Source organism: Enterococcus sp. DIV1726a, from assembly GCF_051710985.1.
GTDB classification, from domain to species: Bacteria; Bacillota; Bacilli; order Lactobacillales; family Enterococcaceae; genus Enterococcus_B; species Enterococcus_B hirae.
On the sequence record NZ_JBIOLS010000001.1, the window covers coordinates 1,650,976 to 1,669,537 of the forward strand.

An 18,562-nucleotide genomic window follows, 5' to 3' on the forward strand; every position below is an offset into this window, starting at 1 on the left:
TTAGTAGCAATAACCGTTATCAATGGGACTTGCTACTTACTTTTTAACATATTAAAGGACACTGATTAGAACTTTTTTTGGAAATATAATAAAAAAAGATTCTGAGACAAATACTTGTCCCAAAATCTTCATTAATTAAAAAATTAAAAATTTTTTCACTTAACTTGCTTCTTCGCGCAACTTTTCTGCAAATTCATTAATCTTTCTGATTCGATGATTGATTCCGGATTTAGAGATCGCTCCTGATGGAATCATTTCTCCTAGCTCTTTTAAACTGACTTCTGGGTGCTTTAATCTCAATTCTGCAATTTCTTGCAATTTTTCTGGTAGTGCAGTTAATCCAACTCTACTTTCAATCAATTCAATATTTTCGATTTGTTTTGCTGCAGCATCAATCGTTTTATTCAGATTGGCTGTCTCACAATTGACAAGTCGGTTGACTGAGTTTCGCATATCACGTACGATACGGACATCTTCAAAGCGCAACATCGAATTCGTCGCACCAATTAAGGTTAAAAAGTCAGCAATTTTCTCTGCGCCTTTTAAATATGAAATATAGCCGTTTCGACGTTCCAATGTTCGAGCATGAAGACCATAATAATTTAACATATCACAAATGTCTTGATTATGTTGTTCATAAATGGAAAAAATTTCTAAATGGTAACGACTAGTTTCAGGGTTATTGACTGAACCAGACGCCATGAATGCTCCTCTTAGATAGGATCGCATTTTTTGTGCATTTCCTAAAATTTCATCAGATACATGCCCATTGAACATCATTCCGTCCATGATATCTAGATCCATCAGTACATTTTTCGTTCCTTGTTTCAAACGAACGATATAGACATTATTCTTTTTCAATTTCATTTTTTTTCGAACGAGTAACTCGCTTCGGACATTATAATGATCTTTTAAAAGAGAATAGATCCGTCTAGCGATAGCTGCATTTTCTGTTTGAACGTTTAGGATAAATTGTTGATTCACAATCCCTAAAGATCCATTCATTCGCAAAAGTGCAGCTAATTCCGCCTTTGCATGTTCGCGGTGAACTTCAAGTCCAGTAAGTTCTTTTTTGACATCTGCCGCAAATGACACCCTATTCTCCTCCTTTCTCTTAGTGACCTATCGTTTAATATTTGGAACCAAAAACCAAACGAAATAGCTCTTCCACAACTTTTTCACCATCATGGAAGACACCACCATTTTTTAATTCTAAAAAGTCAGTCGAAATCACTCGACATCCTTCATTCCGTAATCCATGAAAATCATGAGTTACTTGTACGAGGTATTCATCGTAAATTTCAGGATCCATATAACCTGCTGGTACTTTTTCTGTGTTAACTAAAACAGTATCAATAAATGGTCGTTTCAAATGTTCATGCAACACCCGAATATGATCAGCATCTGTAAAATGTTCTGTTTCACCTTTTTGTGTCATGATATTACAAATATACACCACTTCGGCTTCTGTTTTAGCTACTGCTTCTCCAATTTCTTGGATGACCAAATTAGGTAAAATGCTAGTAAACAAACTACCCGGTCCTAAAACGACCATATCTGCCTCCATAATGGCAGAAACAACTTTTCGTGCTGGTTTGGCTTCGCTATCATCCGTGGTATTTCGCACATAGACATGATCAATCGTTTTTCGATCGACCGCAATTTTTGATTCCCCCACCGCAGTAGTACCATCTTTAAAAACTGCATGGAGTGTTAATGGTGTTTCAGAAGAAGGATAGATATGACCGTCCACATGCATCATCTTAGATAGGAGTTGTACTGCTTCGTATGTACTTCCTCTCATTTCTGCGACAGCGGCAATGATCAAATTACCGATCGTATGATTGGCTAAAAATTGATCTTCTTTTTTAAAACGATACTGAAAGATATCTTCATAAAATTGTGGCATATCCGACAATGAAACCAACACATTCCTCAAATCGCCAGGGGGCGCCATCGCAATTGATTCTCTGATTGCACCGCTACTGCCCCCGTCATCTGCGACAGTTACGATTGCTGTAATATCAGCCCCTTGGTTACGCAAGCTTTTTAAAATAACCGGTAAGCCTGTGCCACCCCCAACGACAACGATTTTGGGCTTTCTTATACGGTAAGTTTTCATCTTCACGAGCGATTCACCGTCTCTTTCCGTTTATCTTTGTCACGGTGAGTCACATTGACTTTATAATTTTCTTTCAAAGCACCTGATAAACGTTCTGTTAACGCAACTGAACGGTGTTGCCCTCCGGTACAGCCAATAGCAATCGTCAAGCTGCTTTTACCTTCTTTGATATATCCTGGTAAAACCGTCTGTAATAAATCTAAAAACTTATTATAAAACAGCTCAGTTTCATCAAATGACATCACATAGTCATAAACTGGTTGATCTTTTCCTGTCAAAGGTCTTAATTCAGGAATATAGTGGGGATTTGGTAAAAAGCGTACATCCATCACGATATCTGAATCAATTGGCAAGCCATATTTGAATCCAAAGGAAACAAATTCGATTCGAAAGCCTTGATCGCCTTTGGTCTTAAACGTTTGATTGATTTTTTCCCTTAACTGACGTGGTGTTAAAGTCGTCGTGTCTATAATGACCGAGGCCTGCATCTTTAGATCATTCAATATCGCACGTTCTTTACGAATTCCTTCCGTGACTAAACCGTTCATTGCCATTGGATGGGTACGTCTTGTTTCCTTGTATCGTGCGACTAATTCTTCATCGGATGCATCTAAAAATAAAATCGACGTATCGATAAAATCCGTATTCTCAATTTCGACTAACATATTTTGGATTTCTTCAAAAAACGAGCGTGAACGCAAGTCTACCACTAATGCCATTTTCGTCACTTTACCCGATTCTTTGATCAATTCCCAAAACTTTGGAATTAGATTTGGTGGCATATTATCAATACAGAAATACCCCATATCTTCAAAACTTTGAATAGCGACCGTCTTCCCAGCGCCACTCATCCCTGTGATGATTACTAGTTGTAAATTATCAGCCATATCAAACGGCCCCCTCTCATATCTCTTCCTAAAATTATATCACTTCCGGGCGTATCATTACCAGTTAAACATTCTTAAAAATGAAGTTGTCGATAAAAATAGGGACAAATACCACTGTAGGTATCCGCCCCTAATCTTTGCTCATAAAAGTTTTCAACTTGATATGGTAGCTTGTCGGTGTTGTAAGGCACGGGCGATCGTTTGATCAGCTAAGATTGACTGTGCGTCAATGACGGGATATTCATTTTCCCCTACATACTCTTGCATCAACGATAATTCTGTACAGCCTAAAATAATTTTTTCGCAATCAAATCGCGCCACCGCTTCTGCCAAAATTTCGTAGTATAGTTCTTTGTTTAAATAATCTGATTCTTTGATATCATGATAAATCAAATGGTTGATTTTCGCCTGAAGTTGAGCATCAGGAATGACAGCCTCAAAGCCTAGCTGTCTCACTTCCTTTTCATAAATTCCAGCTTTCATGCTACCTTCCGTACCTAGGATGGCTACTTTACCAGTTGTATTTTGTCTGACAAGCTCATTTGCCGCTTCTCGTGGCATATGAAGAATCGGAATCTCAGTGGCTGCTTGAAGTTCATCAAAGAAATAATGAGCTGTATTACACGTTAAAACGATAAAGTTTGGTTTGAGTAAATTTTGTTTTTCAACATCATCTAGTAGGTGAGGCATTGGACTTTCTTGTTCCCTATCTAAAATATAAGCCGTTCGATCAGGAACTGTCGCATGATTAAATAATACATAATTTAAATATTCCTGATCTTTTGAGGCTTTGGTTCGATGATTGATTAGACGGACAAAACTCTCTGTGGCCATCGTTCCCATTCCGCCCAAAATACTAAAAAAGTTTTCCATGAATCAACCTTCTTTCACATGAAAGTATTTTTTAAATCGAGGAATGTAATTTCTAAACATATACTTCATCAATAACCAGCGTTTGAGCGAACGATCTTTCTCATAAAAAACAGTCGTTCCATAACGATTTTCTTTAATCATTTTTTCTGCAACTTTTTTGTCTTCATTTGCTTTTGCATAAGTTAAAAAGACCTTGTTAGGTACACCCATCCATAATTTTGCTTGATCCGATTGGCTCGTCCCATAGGTAGTCCCTGTGAATGGAACTTCAAATACACGGTCTTCTGTCACAAATTTTGCTAAATTCAAGCCATTAAGAGTGACAAAGAAACTGCTTCTTCCCTGACGAAGGTTGATTTCAAAAAGTTTGTATTCACCATCTCTTGGATCGTATTTCATATCAAAATTCGCAAAACCAGTATAGGAAATATCTTCTAAAAATCGTTTAATCGTTTGATAGATCTTTTCATTATAATCTGGCATGATCACCACATAATTACCAATCGAAGCTGGTGTTGGATCTTCTAGTAATGGGTGACCTAAACACATCATTCTTACTTGATGGTTTTCATCGACATAAGCATTTAACACACGCATATTACTATCATCCCCAGGAATGAAATCTTGGACGATCATTTCACTTGTATAACCTGCTTCGTAAATACGACCTAAGATCAAGTCAAATTCTTCACGATTATCGATAATAAAGGCTTTTTTTCGACCTTCAAATTGGACAGATAAGTATTCTACGCTGTTTGCCGGCTTTAATGCCACTGGAAAGTCAAATGGTAACTCTTGATTCAAATGCCCATCAACTAACATTTCTTTTCTAACAATCAACGTTTTGGGATAAGGTAACTGGTATTCCTCGCAAACTTCATAAAAACTAACCTTATTAATCAGACGTTTAAATAACGAATAATCGATGTAAGGACAAATAAAATACTTTGAGAGTTCTTCTTTATGCTGAGAAATCAGTTCTGCATAGCCATCTCCACATGCAATCAAGAGATACTTCTTCGTTTGATCTGAATATTTCTCTTTTGCTAAACGTAACATGGACTCAATAAAGACCGGATCTTTATCAAAACCAGGAATTACGTCTACTTTGACAATTTTGCTATAGCGAGTTGGTGCCAACTGATTTGATGCATACGCCTGGCAAACTTTGCCATACGCTTCATGAAATGAACGTGCCATTCCATAGACATTCATGTCGCTACCCAATAAAATAGGAATAAATTCTTCGTTTACATTACTGTTCATCATTATCTCTCACTTACTCATAATCTCTAGTTTTCTTTTTCAACTACACAAGGAATATCATACCATAAAGAAAAAAGCAATCAAAGGAATCTCCTCCGATTGCTCAATTCTTTTTTGAACGGATTGAACTTATAGGAAGTTTTTATCTATACCAATTAGTGTAGAAAGAACTACCATGTTTCGTATTTTAGTCTATACTGGTCAATAAAACAAGAATAGATACTTGATTTTAATTTTTTTTTAACTATCCAGTTGGTTTTCACCATTCATGATTTTTTTTAAGTATCGACCAGTATAACTCTCTTTCACCTCAATGATTTCTTCAGGTGTACCAGTGGCTAAAATCGTACCGCCACCTTCCCCGCCTTCTGGTCCAAGATCAATAATATGATCAGCGGTTTTAATAACATCAAGGTTATGCTCGATCACTAATACCGTATTCCCTGCATCTACTAAACGTTGCAAGACATCAAGTAGCCGGGCAATATCATCTGTATGCAAACCAGTCGTTGGTTCATCCAAAATATAAAAGTTCTTACCATTCGCTATTTTGTGTAATTCACTAGCGAGTTTCATCCGCTGTGCTTCCCCACCAGATAATGTTGTAGCTGGTTGCCCCATCGTAACGTAGCCTAGACCAACATCGACAATGGTTTGAAGTTTTCGATGAATCTTAGGGATTGGTTGGAAAAATTCAACGGCATCTTCAACCGTCATTTCTAAAATATCTGCAATACTTTTTCCTTTATAATGAACTTCTAGCGTTTCAGAATTATATCGCTTCCCATGACAAACTTCACAAGGAACGTAAACATCAGGTAGAAAGTGCATTTCAATCTTAATAATTCCATCGCCACGGCAGGCTTCACAACGTCCACCTTTAACGTTGAAACTAAAACGGCCTTTTTTATACCCACGCATTTTAGCTTCATTTGTTTGTGCAAATAAATCTCTGATATCATCAAATACACTAGTATATGTCGCAGGATTGCTTCGTGGTGTGCGCCCAATCGGACTTTGATCGATATCAATGATTTTTTCAATACTTTCATAACCGGAAATTGATTTGAATTTACCAGGTTTTGCTGAATTACGATTGATTTTTTGTGCAAGAGCTCGTTTTAGGATACTATTGACCAATGTACTCTTACCTGAACCGGACACACCAGTCACCGCAACAAATTCACCTAAAGGAAATTCCACTGAAATATTTTTCAAATTATTTTCCGTTGCCCCAGTGATTTTGATGGCTTTTCCATTCCCTTTTCGGCGTTTAGTTGGAACTGGAATACTCTTTTTACCGGATAGATATTGTCCAGTCAAAGAGTCTTCATCAGCAGCAACTTCCGCTGGCGTGCCAGCTGAAACGATTTCTCCTCCTTGATGCCCCGCACCAGGGCCTACATCAATCAAATAATCTGCCGCACGCATCGTATCTTCATCATGCTCGACCACAACCAGGGTGTTCCCTAGATCACGCATTTTCTTCAATGAACCGATCAAACGGTCGTTATCTCTTTGATGGAGTCCGATAGAAGGCTCATCTAAAATATAAAGAACCCCTGAGAGATTCGAGCCAATTTGAGTGGCCAAACGGATCCGCTGTGCTTCTCCTCCTGAAAGAGTTCCTGATGCACGACTCAGCGTTAAATAATCGAGACCAACATTTTCTAAAAATGAAAGTCGATCATTCACTTCTTTTAAAATCGGTTTAGCTATTACTTTTTCTTGGTCTGAAAGGGTCAAATTTGAAAAGAAGTTGACCGCTTTTTGGATAGACAACTCGTTCGTTTGTCCAATATTCGTCCCATTGATTTGAACGGATAAAGCTTGAGGATTCAAACGATACCCATGACAAGTTTGGCAAGTCAATTCAGTCATATATTGTCTCATTTGCTCTCTTGTGAAATCACTGTTTGTATCATGATACCGACGCTTAATGTTTTTCAATACCCCTTCAAAAGTTGTTTCAACATCACGAACACCACCGAAATCATTCTCATAGTGGAAATGGAACAGCTCGTCTGTCCCATTGAGCACGATTTCTTGATGTTCAAGTGGCAACTCTTCAAAAGGCGTCTCCATATCAATCCCATAACTTTCACAGGCTTGAGCCAGCATCTGTGGATAGTATTGTGAACTGATTGGATTCCAAGGGACGATCGCTCCTTGACTCAACGTCTTCGTACGATCAGGTATCACTAAATCTTGGTCCACTTCTAATTTGACACCAAGACCATCACAATCAGGACAAGCACCAAATGGCGCATTGAAAGAAAACAGTCTTGGTTCCAATTCACCAACAGTAAAGCCACAATAAGGACAAGCGTAATGCTCGCTAAACAGCATTTCCTCTTCTCCGATGACATCAATCAAAACATAGCCTTCTGCTAAACGCAAGGCAGCTTCGATTGAATCAAACAAACGTGAACGGATTCCTTCTTTTATGATGACACGGTCTATGACAATTGCGATATCATGCTTTTTATTTTTTTCTAATTCTGGTACTTCACTTAAGTCATAGATTTCTCCATCCACTCGAACACGTACGTATCCTTCTTTTTGAATACGTTCAAAAACTTTTTTATGTTGGCCTTTTTTCTTGACAATGATCGGCGCAAGAACTTGAATTTTAGTTCGTTCAGGTAATTCTAAAACTTTATCAGCCATTTGATCAATCGATTGGCTGGTGATCTCAATGTGATCATTCGGACAGATAGGATGCCCCACACGTGCAAACAGCAATCGGAGATAATCATTGATTTCTGTGACAGTTCCTACTGTTGAACGAGGGTTTTTACTAGTTGTTTTTTGATCAATTGAAATTGCTGGACTTAGCCCATCAATACTATCAACATCCGGTTTATCCATTTGCCCTAAAAATTGCCGTGCATAAGCAGAAAGACTTTCGACATATCTTCTTTGTCCTTCTGCATATAATGTATCGAATGCTAACGAACTTTTCCCAGAACCAGATAATCCAGTGACCACCACAAATTTATCTCGCGGAATTGTCACATTGATGTTTTTTAAATTGTGGGCTCTTGCACCATGGATAATTATTTTATCATTTGCCATATAATCCCCCTACTCTGACGCCTTTAGTTCAAGAATCATATCCCGTACATTTGCGGCTGTCTCGAAATCTAATGCTTTAGCAGCATCTTTCATTTCTTTTTCTAATTTCATTAATAATGTAGCTTTTTCTTCTCTAGTCATTTCTTCATAGGATACTTGAACCGTTTCTTTTGCATCATCTTCGGATTCTTTCGTGATGGAAATCAAATCACGGATCTCTTTGATGATCGTTTTCGGCACGATACCATGCTCTTGATTATATTGTTCTTGGATACTACGTCGTCTAGCAGTTTCATCGATAGCCTTGCGCATCGAATCAGTCACTTTGTCCGCATACATAATCACTTTTCCTTCTGCATTCCGTGCTGCACGTCCAATCGTCTGTACTAAAGAACGTTCGCTCCGTAAAAAGCCTTCTTTATCTGCATCCAAAATCGCTACTAGCGAAACTTCCGGTACATCAAGTCCTTCACGTAACAAGTTGATTCCTACAAGTACATCGAATTCACCTAAACGAAGATCACGAATGATTTCGGTACGTTCTAATGTTTTGATATCACTATGCAGATATTTGACTTTGATTCCTAATTCTTTAAAATAATCAGTCAAATCTTCAGACATTTTCTTTGTCAATGTAGTTACAAACACGCGCTGATCTTTTTCAACTCGTTCATTGATTTCTCCTACCAGATCATCAATTTGCCCCATGATCGGCCGCACTTCGATGATTGGATCTAGTAACCCAGTTGGTCGGATGATCTGTTGAATCACTGTATCCGTTTGTTCATACTCATATGGACCAGGCGTAGCAGATACATAAACGATTTGATTCACGTGCTTTTCAAACTCTTCTAATCGTAACGGACGATTGTCTAATGCCGATGGTAAACGAAAACCATAATCGACTAACATCTGTTTTCTTGCGCGGTCACCATTGTACATTCCCCGAATTTGCGGCATTGTCACATGCGATTCATCAATAATCATTAATGAATCTTCGGGAAAGAAATCAAGTAATGTGTATGGTGGCTCACCTTCTTTTCGACCATCCATGTGTCGCGAATAATTTTCGATTCCAGATGTATAACCCATCTCTAACATCATTTCAATATCATAGTTCGTTCGTTGTTCTAGCCGTTGAGCCTCTAACAATTTATTCTCATTCCGCAAAACTGTCAAACGTTGTTCCAGTTCCGCTTTGATATTTGCAACCGCATGTTCCATGTGTTCATCATTTGTAACAAAGTGAGTCGCTGGAAATATCGCCACATGCTCAGTTTCTCCCAAGACCTCACCAGTCAACGCATTGACTTCACGAATCCTTTCGACCTCATCCCCAAAAAATTCAACACGCAACGCACGTTCATCCCGACTGGCTGGGAAAATCTCCACAACGTCCCCACGTACTCGAAAACGACCACGTTGAAAATCAATATCGTTGCGCTCAAATTGGATACTAACTAAATCACGAATCAATTGATTACGATCAAGCTCAGCTCCTTGTCTAATTGAAACGACTTGTTTTTGATACTCAAAAGGTGAACCCAAACCAAAGATGCAAGAAACAGAAGCAATCACGATCACGTCATTTCGTTCTAATAACGAACTGGTTGCCGAATGTCGTAATTTATCAATTTCATCATTGACACTAGAATCCTTTTCAATATAAGTATCACTTGAAGGGACATAAGCTTCAGGTTGATAATAATCGTAATAAGATACAAAATATTCAACTGCATTATTGGGGAAAAATTCTTTGAACTCCCCATATAATTGTCCAGCTAATGTTTTATTGTGGGCAATAATCAATGTTGGCTTATTCACTTTTTCAATCAAATTCGAAACGGTGTACGTCTTCCCTGTACCAGTTGCTCCTAAAAGTATCTGAGCTTTTTTTCCACCAACTACCCCATCAACTAACTGTGTAATGGCTTCGGGTTGATCTCCTGCTGGTTGATATTTTGACACCAACTCAAAGTGTCGGGAGGTATCTCTTTCTATCATATTTCATCCTCCTTTTCATTCTTTCCTCTTCATTTTACGACCACAAAAAAGAAAAGGAAAGCAAAGGCATTCCTTGTTGATTTATTATACCACACCGAACATACTTTCGCTACTTTTGAGTTTTTTCTTTTCTACTATATTATATAAATTCATACATGTATTATGTAGTAAATTAGGCAGCAAAATTATATATCAATAATGTCCCTTAAGTAATTATTTATCTTACGTCAGATTCCTCTCTACATTTATTATGTTACATTTTATAACATAGATTGTTACAAAATGACATTTTTTTTATTTTTTTCAGCAACTCAGCTTGTATCTATTATTAGTTTTCGCATATAATAGGAAAATATGAAAAGTTATTGAAATTTTAGGAGGTTAATTATGAAAAAAAAGCATTTGCTTCATACGATTATTTTCATAATGACAGGACTTGTCACATTTGCGCTTAGCAATCCTGTACAAGCTGACGATAAAACTACTGCTGACTCAAGTACGAGCGAGACGATGCAAAAAATAGAACCTAAGAAAGAGACGTATGTCATTGCCAGCGATTCAGCTTTTGCACCTTTCGAGTTTCAAAACGCTGAAGGCAAATACGAGGGAATTGATGTTGGATTAATGGAGGCAATCTCCAAACTTCAAGGATTTAACCTACGTATGGATTATCGTGGTTTCTCTGCTGCGCTACAAGCGTTAGAATCTGGTCAAGCAGATGGAATGATCGCAGGAATGACTGTGACCGATGAACGAAAAAAAAGCTATGATTTCTCAGATCCTTATTTTGAAAGCGGGATTCAAATCGCTGTCAAAAAAGGAGACAATTCAATCAAGTCCTATGAAGACCTAAAAGGAAAAACAGTAGGTGCCAAAGTTGGAACTGAAAGTGCTGATTTTTTAAATGCCCACGAAGACCAGTACGGCTATACCATCAAGTACTTCGATTCTGCAGATCAGTTATATGACGGATTAAGAGTTGGCGCAATTGACGCCATGATGGACGACTACCCTGTTATCGGCTATGCAATTAAAAACAATCAACAATTAGAAACACCGATTGCTAAAGAATCTGGTGGTAAATACGCTTTTGCTGTGAAAAAAGGCCAAAATCCTGAACTATTACAAATGTTCAACGAAGGTCTAAAAGAATTAAAACGAACTGGCGAATACGATAAAATCATCAACAAATATATCTCAACAGATAATACGCCTACTAAAGCCAGCAAAGATGAATCTACACTAACTGGTCTATTACAAAACAACTACAAAGTTTTACTAAAAGGTTTATGGCAAACGATCTTATTAACTTTAATTTCATTCGCCTTGGCATTAGTTGTTGGTGTTATCTTTGGTTTATTCAGCGTAGCGCCAATCAGAGCCCTACGAACAATTGCAAGTATTTATGTCGATGTCATCCGCGGTATTCCAATGATGGTTCTTGCATTCTTCATCTTCTTTGGATTACCAGGTATCGTCGGATTTACTATTCCCGACTTCATTGCCGGGATTATCACACTAACTTTGAACGCCAGCGCTTATATCGCAGAAATCGTTCGTGGTGGGATCAAAGCTGTGCCAGTTGGTCAGATGGAAGCTTCTCGCAGTTTAGGACTTTCATATAATCGAACCATGCAAAAAATCATCTTACCACAAGCAATCAAGATCATGTTGCCATCTTTCGTGAACCAATTCGTTATTTCATTGAAAGATACAACAATCATCTCAGCGATCGGTGTGGTAGAGTTACTGCAAACTGGTAAAATTATCGTTGCACGTACGACACAAAGTACGTACGTCTATCTAATTATTGCTATCATGTATTTGATCCTCATTACTATTCTGACAAAATTAGCAAAAGTTTTAGAAAAGAAGGTGAAATAAGATGGCTGAAAAAATTCTAGTTGAACATCTTGTAAAAAAATACGGTGAAAATACCGTTTTAAATGATATCAATGTTTCAATCAACGAAGGTGACGTTGTTTGTATCATCGGTCCTTCCGGTTCAGGAAAAAGTACCTTCCTACGTTGTTTAAACCGTTTAGAAGAGCCTTCAGACGGCGAAATCATCATTGATGGGGCCCACTTAATGGACAAAAACACCGATATCAATTTGGTAAGACAACACATCGGAATGGTATTCCAACATTTTAATTTATTCCCACATCTTTCAGTGCTAGAAAACATTACATTAGCACCAATGGATTTGAAAAAAGAATCAAAAGAAGCCGCTGAAAAGAAAGCAATCAAATTGCTACAAACCGTCGGCCTAGAAGATAAAAAAGACATGTATCCAGAAATGCTTTCTGGTGGACAAAAGCAACGGGTCGCTATCGCTCGTGCTCTAGCGATGAATCCTGATATCATGCTCTTCGACGAACCAACTTCTGCACTAGACCCGGAAATGGTCGGAGATGTCTTGAACGTCATGAAAAAATTAGCTAAGCAAGGGATGACGATGGTTATCGTTACACACGAAATGGGCTTTGCTAAAGAAGTTGCCAATCGTGTCATGTTTATTGATGGAGGGAATTTCCTAGAAGATGGCACACCACAACAAATCTTTGAAAATCCACAAAATGAACGAACAAAAGATTTCCTAGATAAAGTACTAGATATTTAACCTTAAGATGATGAAATTGTTAAAGACCGTTGCAAAAAGATGCCTATCCCTTGCAACGGTCTTTATTTTAAAGGCATTTATAAAATTGACAAAAAAACACTTGATTCCTTTTTGTCCTCTTCTTTCGTCCCTGCTTTAATTATTTGTTTGCCACTTTCTCCTGTCTAAATAAAAAAAAGCAAATCAATAAGAGGCTGGCGATTCTCCAGCAATTAGATGTTGGTCTAACTGCCAGAGATGCTAGCTGAATTTATTGATTTGCTTTTCTTTTATTTTCTTTTCTTGCCGCCAAAGGCATCTTTCACTTTATCAAAGAAGCCATCTTCTTGTTGTTCTTCTACTTTGATGCCGCCAGCTTCAGCAAAAGCACGCAATGCTTCACGTTGCTGTTCATTTAAGTTCTTCGGCGTGATCAACTTCACTTTCACATGTTGATCCCCAGTAGCTCCTCCACGAAGTTTAGGCGCTCCTTTGCCACGTAAACGGAAATTCGTTCCTGTTTGCGTACCTGCCGGAATTTTAAGTTTGACATCTCCATGAACGGTTGGCACTTTTACTTCATCACCTAAAGCAGCTTGTACAAAACTCAATGGCAATTCGTAATAGATCTCTGAACCATCACGATCGAAAATATCACTTTCTTCCACACGGAATACAACATATAGATCACCAAATGGTCCGCCGTTTTCTCCAGCTTCACCTTGACCAGCCAGACGCATTTGTTGTCCTTCTTCTACACCCGCTGGTACATTCACCTTAACAGAATGTGCTTTCTTTTCGTGACCAGAACCATGACAAGTTGGACAAGGATCTTTGATTTCTTTACCAGTACCATGACAAACGTCACAAGTTTGACGACTCATCACACGGCCAAGTGGCGTTTGACGTTCCACATTGATTGTCCCTGATCCATGACACTTATGACAAGTTGTTGGTTGTGTTCCAGGTTTCGCACCATTTCCATGGCAAGTATGACAAATTTCTTCTCGGTTATACTTGATTTCTTTTTCTACGCCAAAAATCGCTTCTTCAAAAGAAAGATCGATCGTATACTGTAAATCCGCACCCTGTCTTGGCGCATTAGGGTCTACCGTACGACCGCCACCGCCAAAGAATGAATCAAAGATATCTTCGAAGCCACCAAAACCGCCACCTGAAAAGCCGCCAAAACCACCAAAGCCGCCACCGGCTCCACCAGCGCCATAGTTTGGATCGGTACCAGCGTGTCCATATTGATCATAAGCTGCCCGTTTTTGCGGGTCACTTAAAATTTCATAAGCTTCTGATACTTCTTTGAATTTTTCTTCTGCATCAGCTTCTTTATTGATATCTGGATGATATTTTTTTGATAGCTTTCGATAAGCTTTTTTAATTTCATCTTCAGAAGCTCCTTTTGAGAGCCCTAAGACTTCATAATAATCACGTTTTGTTGCCATAGGCTTTCCTCCTATTGGTTCTCATCATTTCCACGTCGCTTGTTATCATATCATACTTTTACGAAAACAAAAACTGCTACTTTCAAGTATTTAAAAAAGGAAGCTAGTTTAAGGCTCATACCTAAGTCAAGTTTTCCAAATTGAAGAAAGAATGTTCCTCAAATCTTATCTTATGACCAGATCGAACTACCTCAAAGCAACAGCTATTGTCCAAGAAATTCTCCCATTGTTCTTATGACTTCTGTTATTCAACAGGCATAATCATGCACATCAAATCTCCAAACAATAAGGTCTCTATTTTGCGCATCATTCTTGAAAGTGAACGCCTACTAACCTTTTAGACCACTCTAAATGTAGCACTATCGGAAAATAATCCGAAGAATCTCGAAAATATGAGAATCTATTTTCGCATTCTTCGGATTATTTCTTAGAGCTGATCTCTTTTGCTAAACCTTCTTTCAAGCATTAACACTAAAAACGAATGGTAAAGTAAATTGTTGTATAAACTTCGATTCACTCGTCTTTTAGATCCTGCTTAATATTGTTTAACAACGTATTCAAAAGGTTGTATTGTATGATAACAGTCCCAACTAGAGAAGGGGAAAACCTTCTCTACTGAAACTTGTCATTTCTACTAAACAGCTAACGATTATTTAATGAGATTATTTTTTGTCGTCTCCGTCGACTTCTTCAAAGTCAGCGTCTACTACATCATCTGCACCTGTTTGCGCTGCTTCTGGATTTTCTTGTGCTTGTTGTTGCGCAGCTTGTTCATACAATTTAACTGTCAAATTTTGCACGATTTCATTCAATGCATCACGTTTTGTTTTCATTTCTTCGATATTGTTTGCTTCAACAGCAGCTTTCAATTCATCGCGAGCTTCTTCCGCTTTTTTCACTTCTTCTGCGTCAACTTTACCTTCTAATTCTTTTAGTGTTTTGTCAACTGAGAATAGTAAAGCATCAATATCGTTACGTAAATCCACTTCTTCTTTACGTGCTTTATCTGCTTCTGCATTCGCTTCTGCATCTTTTACCATGCGTTCGATTTCATCATCAGTTAGACCTGAAGAAGATTTAATCGTGATTTTTTGTTCTTTTTGTGTACCTAGGTCTTTAGCAGAAACATTCACGATACCATTTTTATCAATGTCAAAAGTAACTTCGATTTGTGGCACACCACGTGGTGCTGCAGGAATATCTGTTAATTGGAATCTTCCTAACGTTTTGTTGTCAGCAGCCATCGGACGTTCACCTTGCAAGACATGGATATCTACAGCAGGTTGATTATCTGCAGCCGTTGAGAACACTTGTGATTTACTTGTAGGGATCGTTGTGTTTCGATCAATTAATTTAGTAAAGACGCCACCCATTGTTTCAATACCTAATGATAACGGAGTAACATCAAGTAACACAACGTCTTTGACATCACCTGTGATAACCCCACCTTGGATAGCAGCACCCATCGCTACTACTTCATCTGGGTTTACAGATTTGTTTGGTTCTTTTCCAGTTTCTTTTCTTACTGCTTCAACAACTGCAGGAATACGTGTTGAACCACCAACTAAGATAACTTCATCAATTTCAGATTGTGATAAACCAGCATCTTTCAAGGCTTGTCGTACTGGAATTTTTGTACGCTCTACTAAATCAGCGGTTAATTCATCAAATTTCGCACGAGTCAATGTCATTTCTAAGTGAAGAGGACCTGCTTCGCCAGCTGTGATGAACGGTAAGCTGATTTGTGTGCTTGATACTCCAGATAAATCTTTTTTCGCTTTTTCTGCAGCATCTTTCAAACGTTGCAATGCCATTTTATCTTGTGATAAATCAATGCCGTTTTCTTTTTTGAACTCAGCTACCATGTGATCAATGATTTTGTTATCGAAGTCATCCCCACCTAGATGGTTATCTCCAGCTGTTGATAGTACGTCAAATACGCCATCACCTAATTCAAGGATAGATACGTCGAACGTACCACCACCAAGGTCAAATACTAGGATTTTTTCATCGCGGTCTGTTTTATCCAAGCCATAAGCAAGCGCTGCAGCAGTTGGTTCATTTACAATACGTTCAACTTCTAAGCCAGCAATTTTACCAGCATCTTTTGTTGCTTGACGTTGTGCATCATTGAAGTAAGCAGGCACAGTAATAACTGCTTTTTCAACTTTTTCACCTAGATAGTCTTCAGCGAATCCTTTGATATATTGAAGGATCATTGCAGAGATTTCTTGTGGTGTATATGATTTTCCTTCTACTTCTACTTTATAGCCTGGTTCACCGATATGGCGTTTGATCGATGAAATCGTATTTGGATTCGTTACTGCTTGACGTTTAGCAACTTCACCCACTTGAATTTCCCCATTTTTAAATGAGACAACAGAAGGAGTTGTACGGTTACCTTCTGGATTTGCAATAATTTTTGCTTCGTTTCCTTCTAAAACAGCTACTGCTGAATTGGTTGTACCTAAGTCAATACCGATAATTTTACTCATAATTAACGTCTCCTTATCTTAGTTAATTTTATATCATGACATTATTGCGCAACAATAACCATTGTTGGTCTTAATACGCGGTCATGTAATTTGTAACCTTCTTGTAGTACTTCGACGATTGTGTCAGCTGGAAGTTCCTCAGTCGCTGGCACGGTTTGTACAGCTTGATGGAGGTTCGGATCAAAAGCCTCTCCTTTTGCTGGGATTTTTTCGATTCCTTCTTCTTTAAGTGCTTGTTTCAAGCTTTCTAGTACCATTTCGACACCTTTTTTCAAACTTGCACCCTGATCATCAGCCACATCTGTAGCCAAAGCACGCTCTAAGTTATCAATTGAAGGTAATAATTTTTTAGCAAGATCTTGTGAACGATATTTTTGTAATTGTTCACGCTCATTTTTACTTCGATTTGCAATATTTGCAATCTCAGCTCGAGCACGTAAATATTTATCTTCCAACTCTTCCATTTCAGCCTTTAAATTTAAACGCTCAAATTCTTCAGCTTCTACGTCAGAGACACCTGAGTCTTCCGTCGCTTCCGTATCGATTTCCGTATCTTCTTGAATATCCGCTACGTCTTTTTCTAACTCTTCTTTTTTTTCTTTCACAAGACACACTCCTTTTCGTTAATCAGTCAGTGATTCGTTTTCATGCTAAGATCCAGTCAAATCAATTGATCGATAATAATCAGCAAGCTTGTTCGCTAATTCTTGACGATAGACATCTACCAGACCCAGCATTTTTGAATAAGGCATACTGGTTGGTCCCAACAAGGCTATTGTACCTCGACCGTGTCCAGCAATCTCGTAACTTGCTTGGATCATGCTCATATTTTGTAAAAGCTCATTTCCTAATTCAGATCCAATTTTGATGTGGATGTTACTATCCGTTGGGACGATCATTTGGGTTAATTCATAAGTATCTGTCATAAACGAAAACATCGATTTGAATTGCTCCAGATCTTGGTGGAGTTCATAATCTAGTAGATTCATTTGTCCACTTACATAAATTTTGTCTTCAAACGCATGTCCGAGTATCGTATCAAAAAGATTTGATATCCCTTCAGTTGTCTGAAAATATCTATGCAAAATCATTGGAATCTCTGTCCGCAATTTATGATAGACAGTCATCAATGGATCTCCCACCAATCGTTCATTGACAATGCGAACAATTTTTTCTAAATCTTGGCTTCCTAGATTTTCAGGAAGTGTAAAAACTTGGCTTTCTACATTTCCTTTATCGGTTACTACAATCGCAATCACTTGACGACTATTTAAAGGAACGATACGAAAACCAGTCAAACGGCGGTCTTTAATTTCTGGGCCTAACGAGAAGGTTGTGTAACTAGTCAGCTCGGATAAAATCTCAGCAGATTGTTGAATAATCTCGTTAATTTCATGAAATTCTTTGCTTAAAGACAGCCGAATCTGCTGCAGATCATCATTGGTTACACGAGCAGGTTTTAGCAAATGGTCCACATAATGCCGATAACCTAATGCTGAAGGAATCCTTCCTGATGAAGAATGAGTTTTAAGTAACAACCCAGCGTCTTCTAAGGCTTTCATGTCATTACGGATCGTTGCTGAGCTCGCCTTGACTCCATCTTCCATTAAGGTTTTGGAGCCGACGGGTATACCGCTACTCGTATAGTTTTGGATGATCAGACGTAAAATCTCACTTTGTCTTTGTGTTAACATCTTCTTCACCTCTCATTAGCACTCATATCTTCTAAGTGCTAACCCACTTACTAATATAGCAAGAAGCGCATAGTGTGTCAAGAA

13 protein-coding genes are annotated in these 18,562 nt (G+C 38.2%); 2 read left to right on the forward strand and 11 right to left on the reverse strand.

Annotation, left to right across the window (positions count from 1 at the left end):
• Window positions 1-159: 159 nt before the first annotated feature.
• From whiA to uvrB, 7 genes are all read right to left on the reverse strand, one after another.
• Complete coding sequence (gene whiA / locus IGJ27_RS07360) at window positions 160-1,095, reverse strand: DNA-binding protein WhiA (protein WP_010718951.1); 936 nt, start codon at window positions 1,093-1,095, stop codon at window positions 160-162.
• 34 nt (window positions 1,096-1,129) lie between these two features.
• Entirely contained in the window at window positions 1,130-2,128 is a 999-nt protein-coding gene (locus IGJ27_RS07365; protein ID WP_010718950.1) for a gluconeogenesis factor YvcK family protein, read from the reverse strand.
• The gene (gene rapZ, locus IGJ27_RS07370) at window positions 2,125-3,009 is read right to left on the reverse strand and encodes an RNase adapter RapZ (RefSeq protein ID WP_010718949.1); all 885 of its coding nucleotides are present in this window, start codon (window positions 3,007-3,009) and stop codon (window positions 2,125-2,127) included. The genes IGJ27_RS07365 and rapZ overlap by 4 nt, the downstream gene beginning before the upstream one ends.
• Before the next feature lie 153 nt (window positions 3,010-3,162).
• Window positions 3,163-3,882 carry an amino acid racemase gene (locus tag IGJ27_RS07375; protein ID WP_178305887.1) on the reverse strand — a complete coding sequence of 240 codons (720 nt, stop codon included), beginning with the start codon at window positions 3,880-3,882 and terminating at the stop codon, window positions 3,163-3,165.
• Between the two features lie 3 nt (window positions 3,883-3,885).
• Complete coding sequence (locus IGJ27_RS07380; RefSeq protein WP_053766769.1) at window positions 3,886-5,151, reverse strand: D-aspartate ligase; 1,266 nt, start codon at window positions 5,149-5,151, stop codon at window positions 3,886-3,888.
• 237 nt (window positions 5,152-5,388) lie between these two features.
• Entirely contained in the window at window positions 5,389-8,226 is a 2,838-nt protein-coding gene (gene uvrA, locus IGJ27_RS07385; RefSeq protein WP_178305886.1) for an excinuclease ABC subunit UvrA, read from the reverse strand.
• 9 nt (window positions 8,227-8,235) lie between these two features.
• Window positions 8,236-10,230, reverse strand: coding sequence for an excinuclease ABC subunit UvrB (gene uvrB / locus IGJ27_RS07390; RefSeq protein WP_034698271.1), 1,995 nt, complete (start codon window positions 10,228-10,230; stop codon window positions 8,236-8,238).
• Window positions 10,231-10,617: 387 nt separating this feature from the next.
• On the opposite strand from uvrB, the gene IGJ27_RS07395 reads away from it, so the two are divergent.
• Both IGJ27_RS07395 and IGJ27_RS07400 read left to right on the forward strand, forming a co-directional pair.
• Window positions 10,618-12,114: an amino acid ABC transporter substrate-binding protein/permease gene (locus IGJ27_RS07395; protein WP_010737741.1), complete on the forward strand. Its 1,497-nt coding sequence runs from the start codon at window positions 10,618-10,620 to the stop codon at window positions 12,112-12,114.
• Window position 12,115: 1 nt separating this feature from the next.
• Window positions 12,116-12,853: an amino acid ABC transporter ATP-binding protein gene (locus IGJ27_RS07400; protein WP_010718943.1), complete on the forward strand. Its 738-nt coding sequence runs from the start codon at window positions 12,116-12,118 to the stop codon at window positions 12,851-12,853.
• Window positions 12,854-13,122: 269 nt separating this feature from the next.
• On the opposite strand, the gene dnaJ is transcribed toward IGJ27_RS07400, so the two are convergent.
• From dnaJ to hrcA, 4 genes are all read right to left on the reverse strand, one after another.
• On the reverse strand, window positions 13,123-14,289 hold the full coding sequence (gene dnaJ, locus IGJ27_RS07405; RefSeq protein ID WP_010718942.1) for a molecular chaperone DnaJ: 1,167 nt from the start codon (window positions 14,287-14,289) through the stop codon (window positions 13,123-13,125).
• Between the two features lie 662 nt (window positions 14,290-14,951).
• On the reverse strand, window positions 14,952-16,784 hold the full coding sequence (gene dnaK / locus IGJ27_RS07410) for a molecular chaperone DnaK (protein WP_010718941.1): 1,833 nt from the start codon (window positions 16,782-16,784) through the stop codon (window positions 14,952-14,954).
• 41 nt (window positions 16,785-16,825) lie between these two features.
• Window positions 16,826-17,389: a nucleotide exchange factor GrpE gene (gene grpE / locus IGJ27_RS07415; protein WP_010718940.1), complete on the reverse strand. Its 564-nt coding sequence runs from the start codon at window positions 17,387-17,389 to the stop codon at window positions 16,826-16,828.
• A 45-nt stretch (window positions 17,390-17,434) separates the two neighbouring features.
• Complete coding sequence (gene hrcA, locus IGJ27_RS07420) at window positions 17,435-18,478, reverse strand: heat-inducible transcriptional repressor HrcA (RefSeq protein WP_010718939.1); 1,044 nt, start codon at window positions 18,476-18,478, stop codon at window positions 17,435-17,437.
• Window positions 18,479-18,562 lie beyond the last annotated feature (84 nt).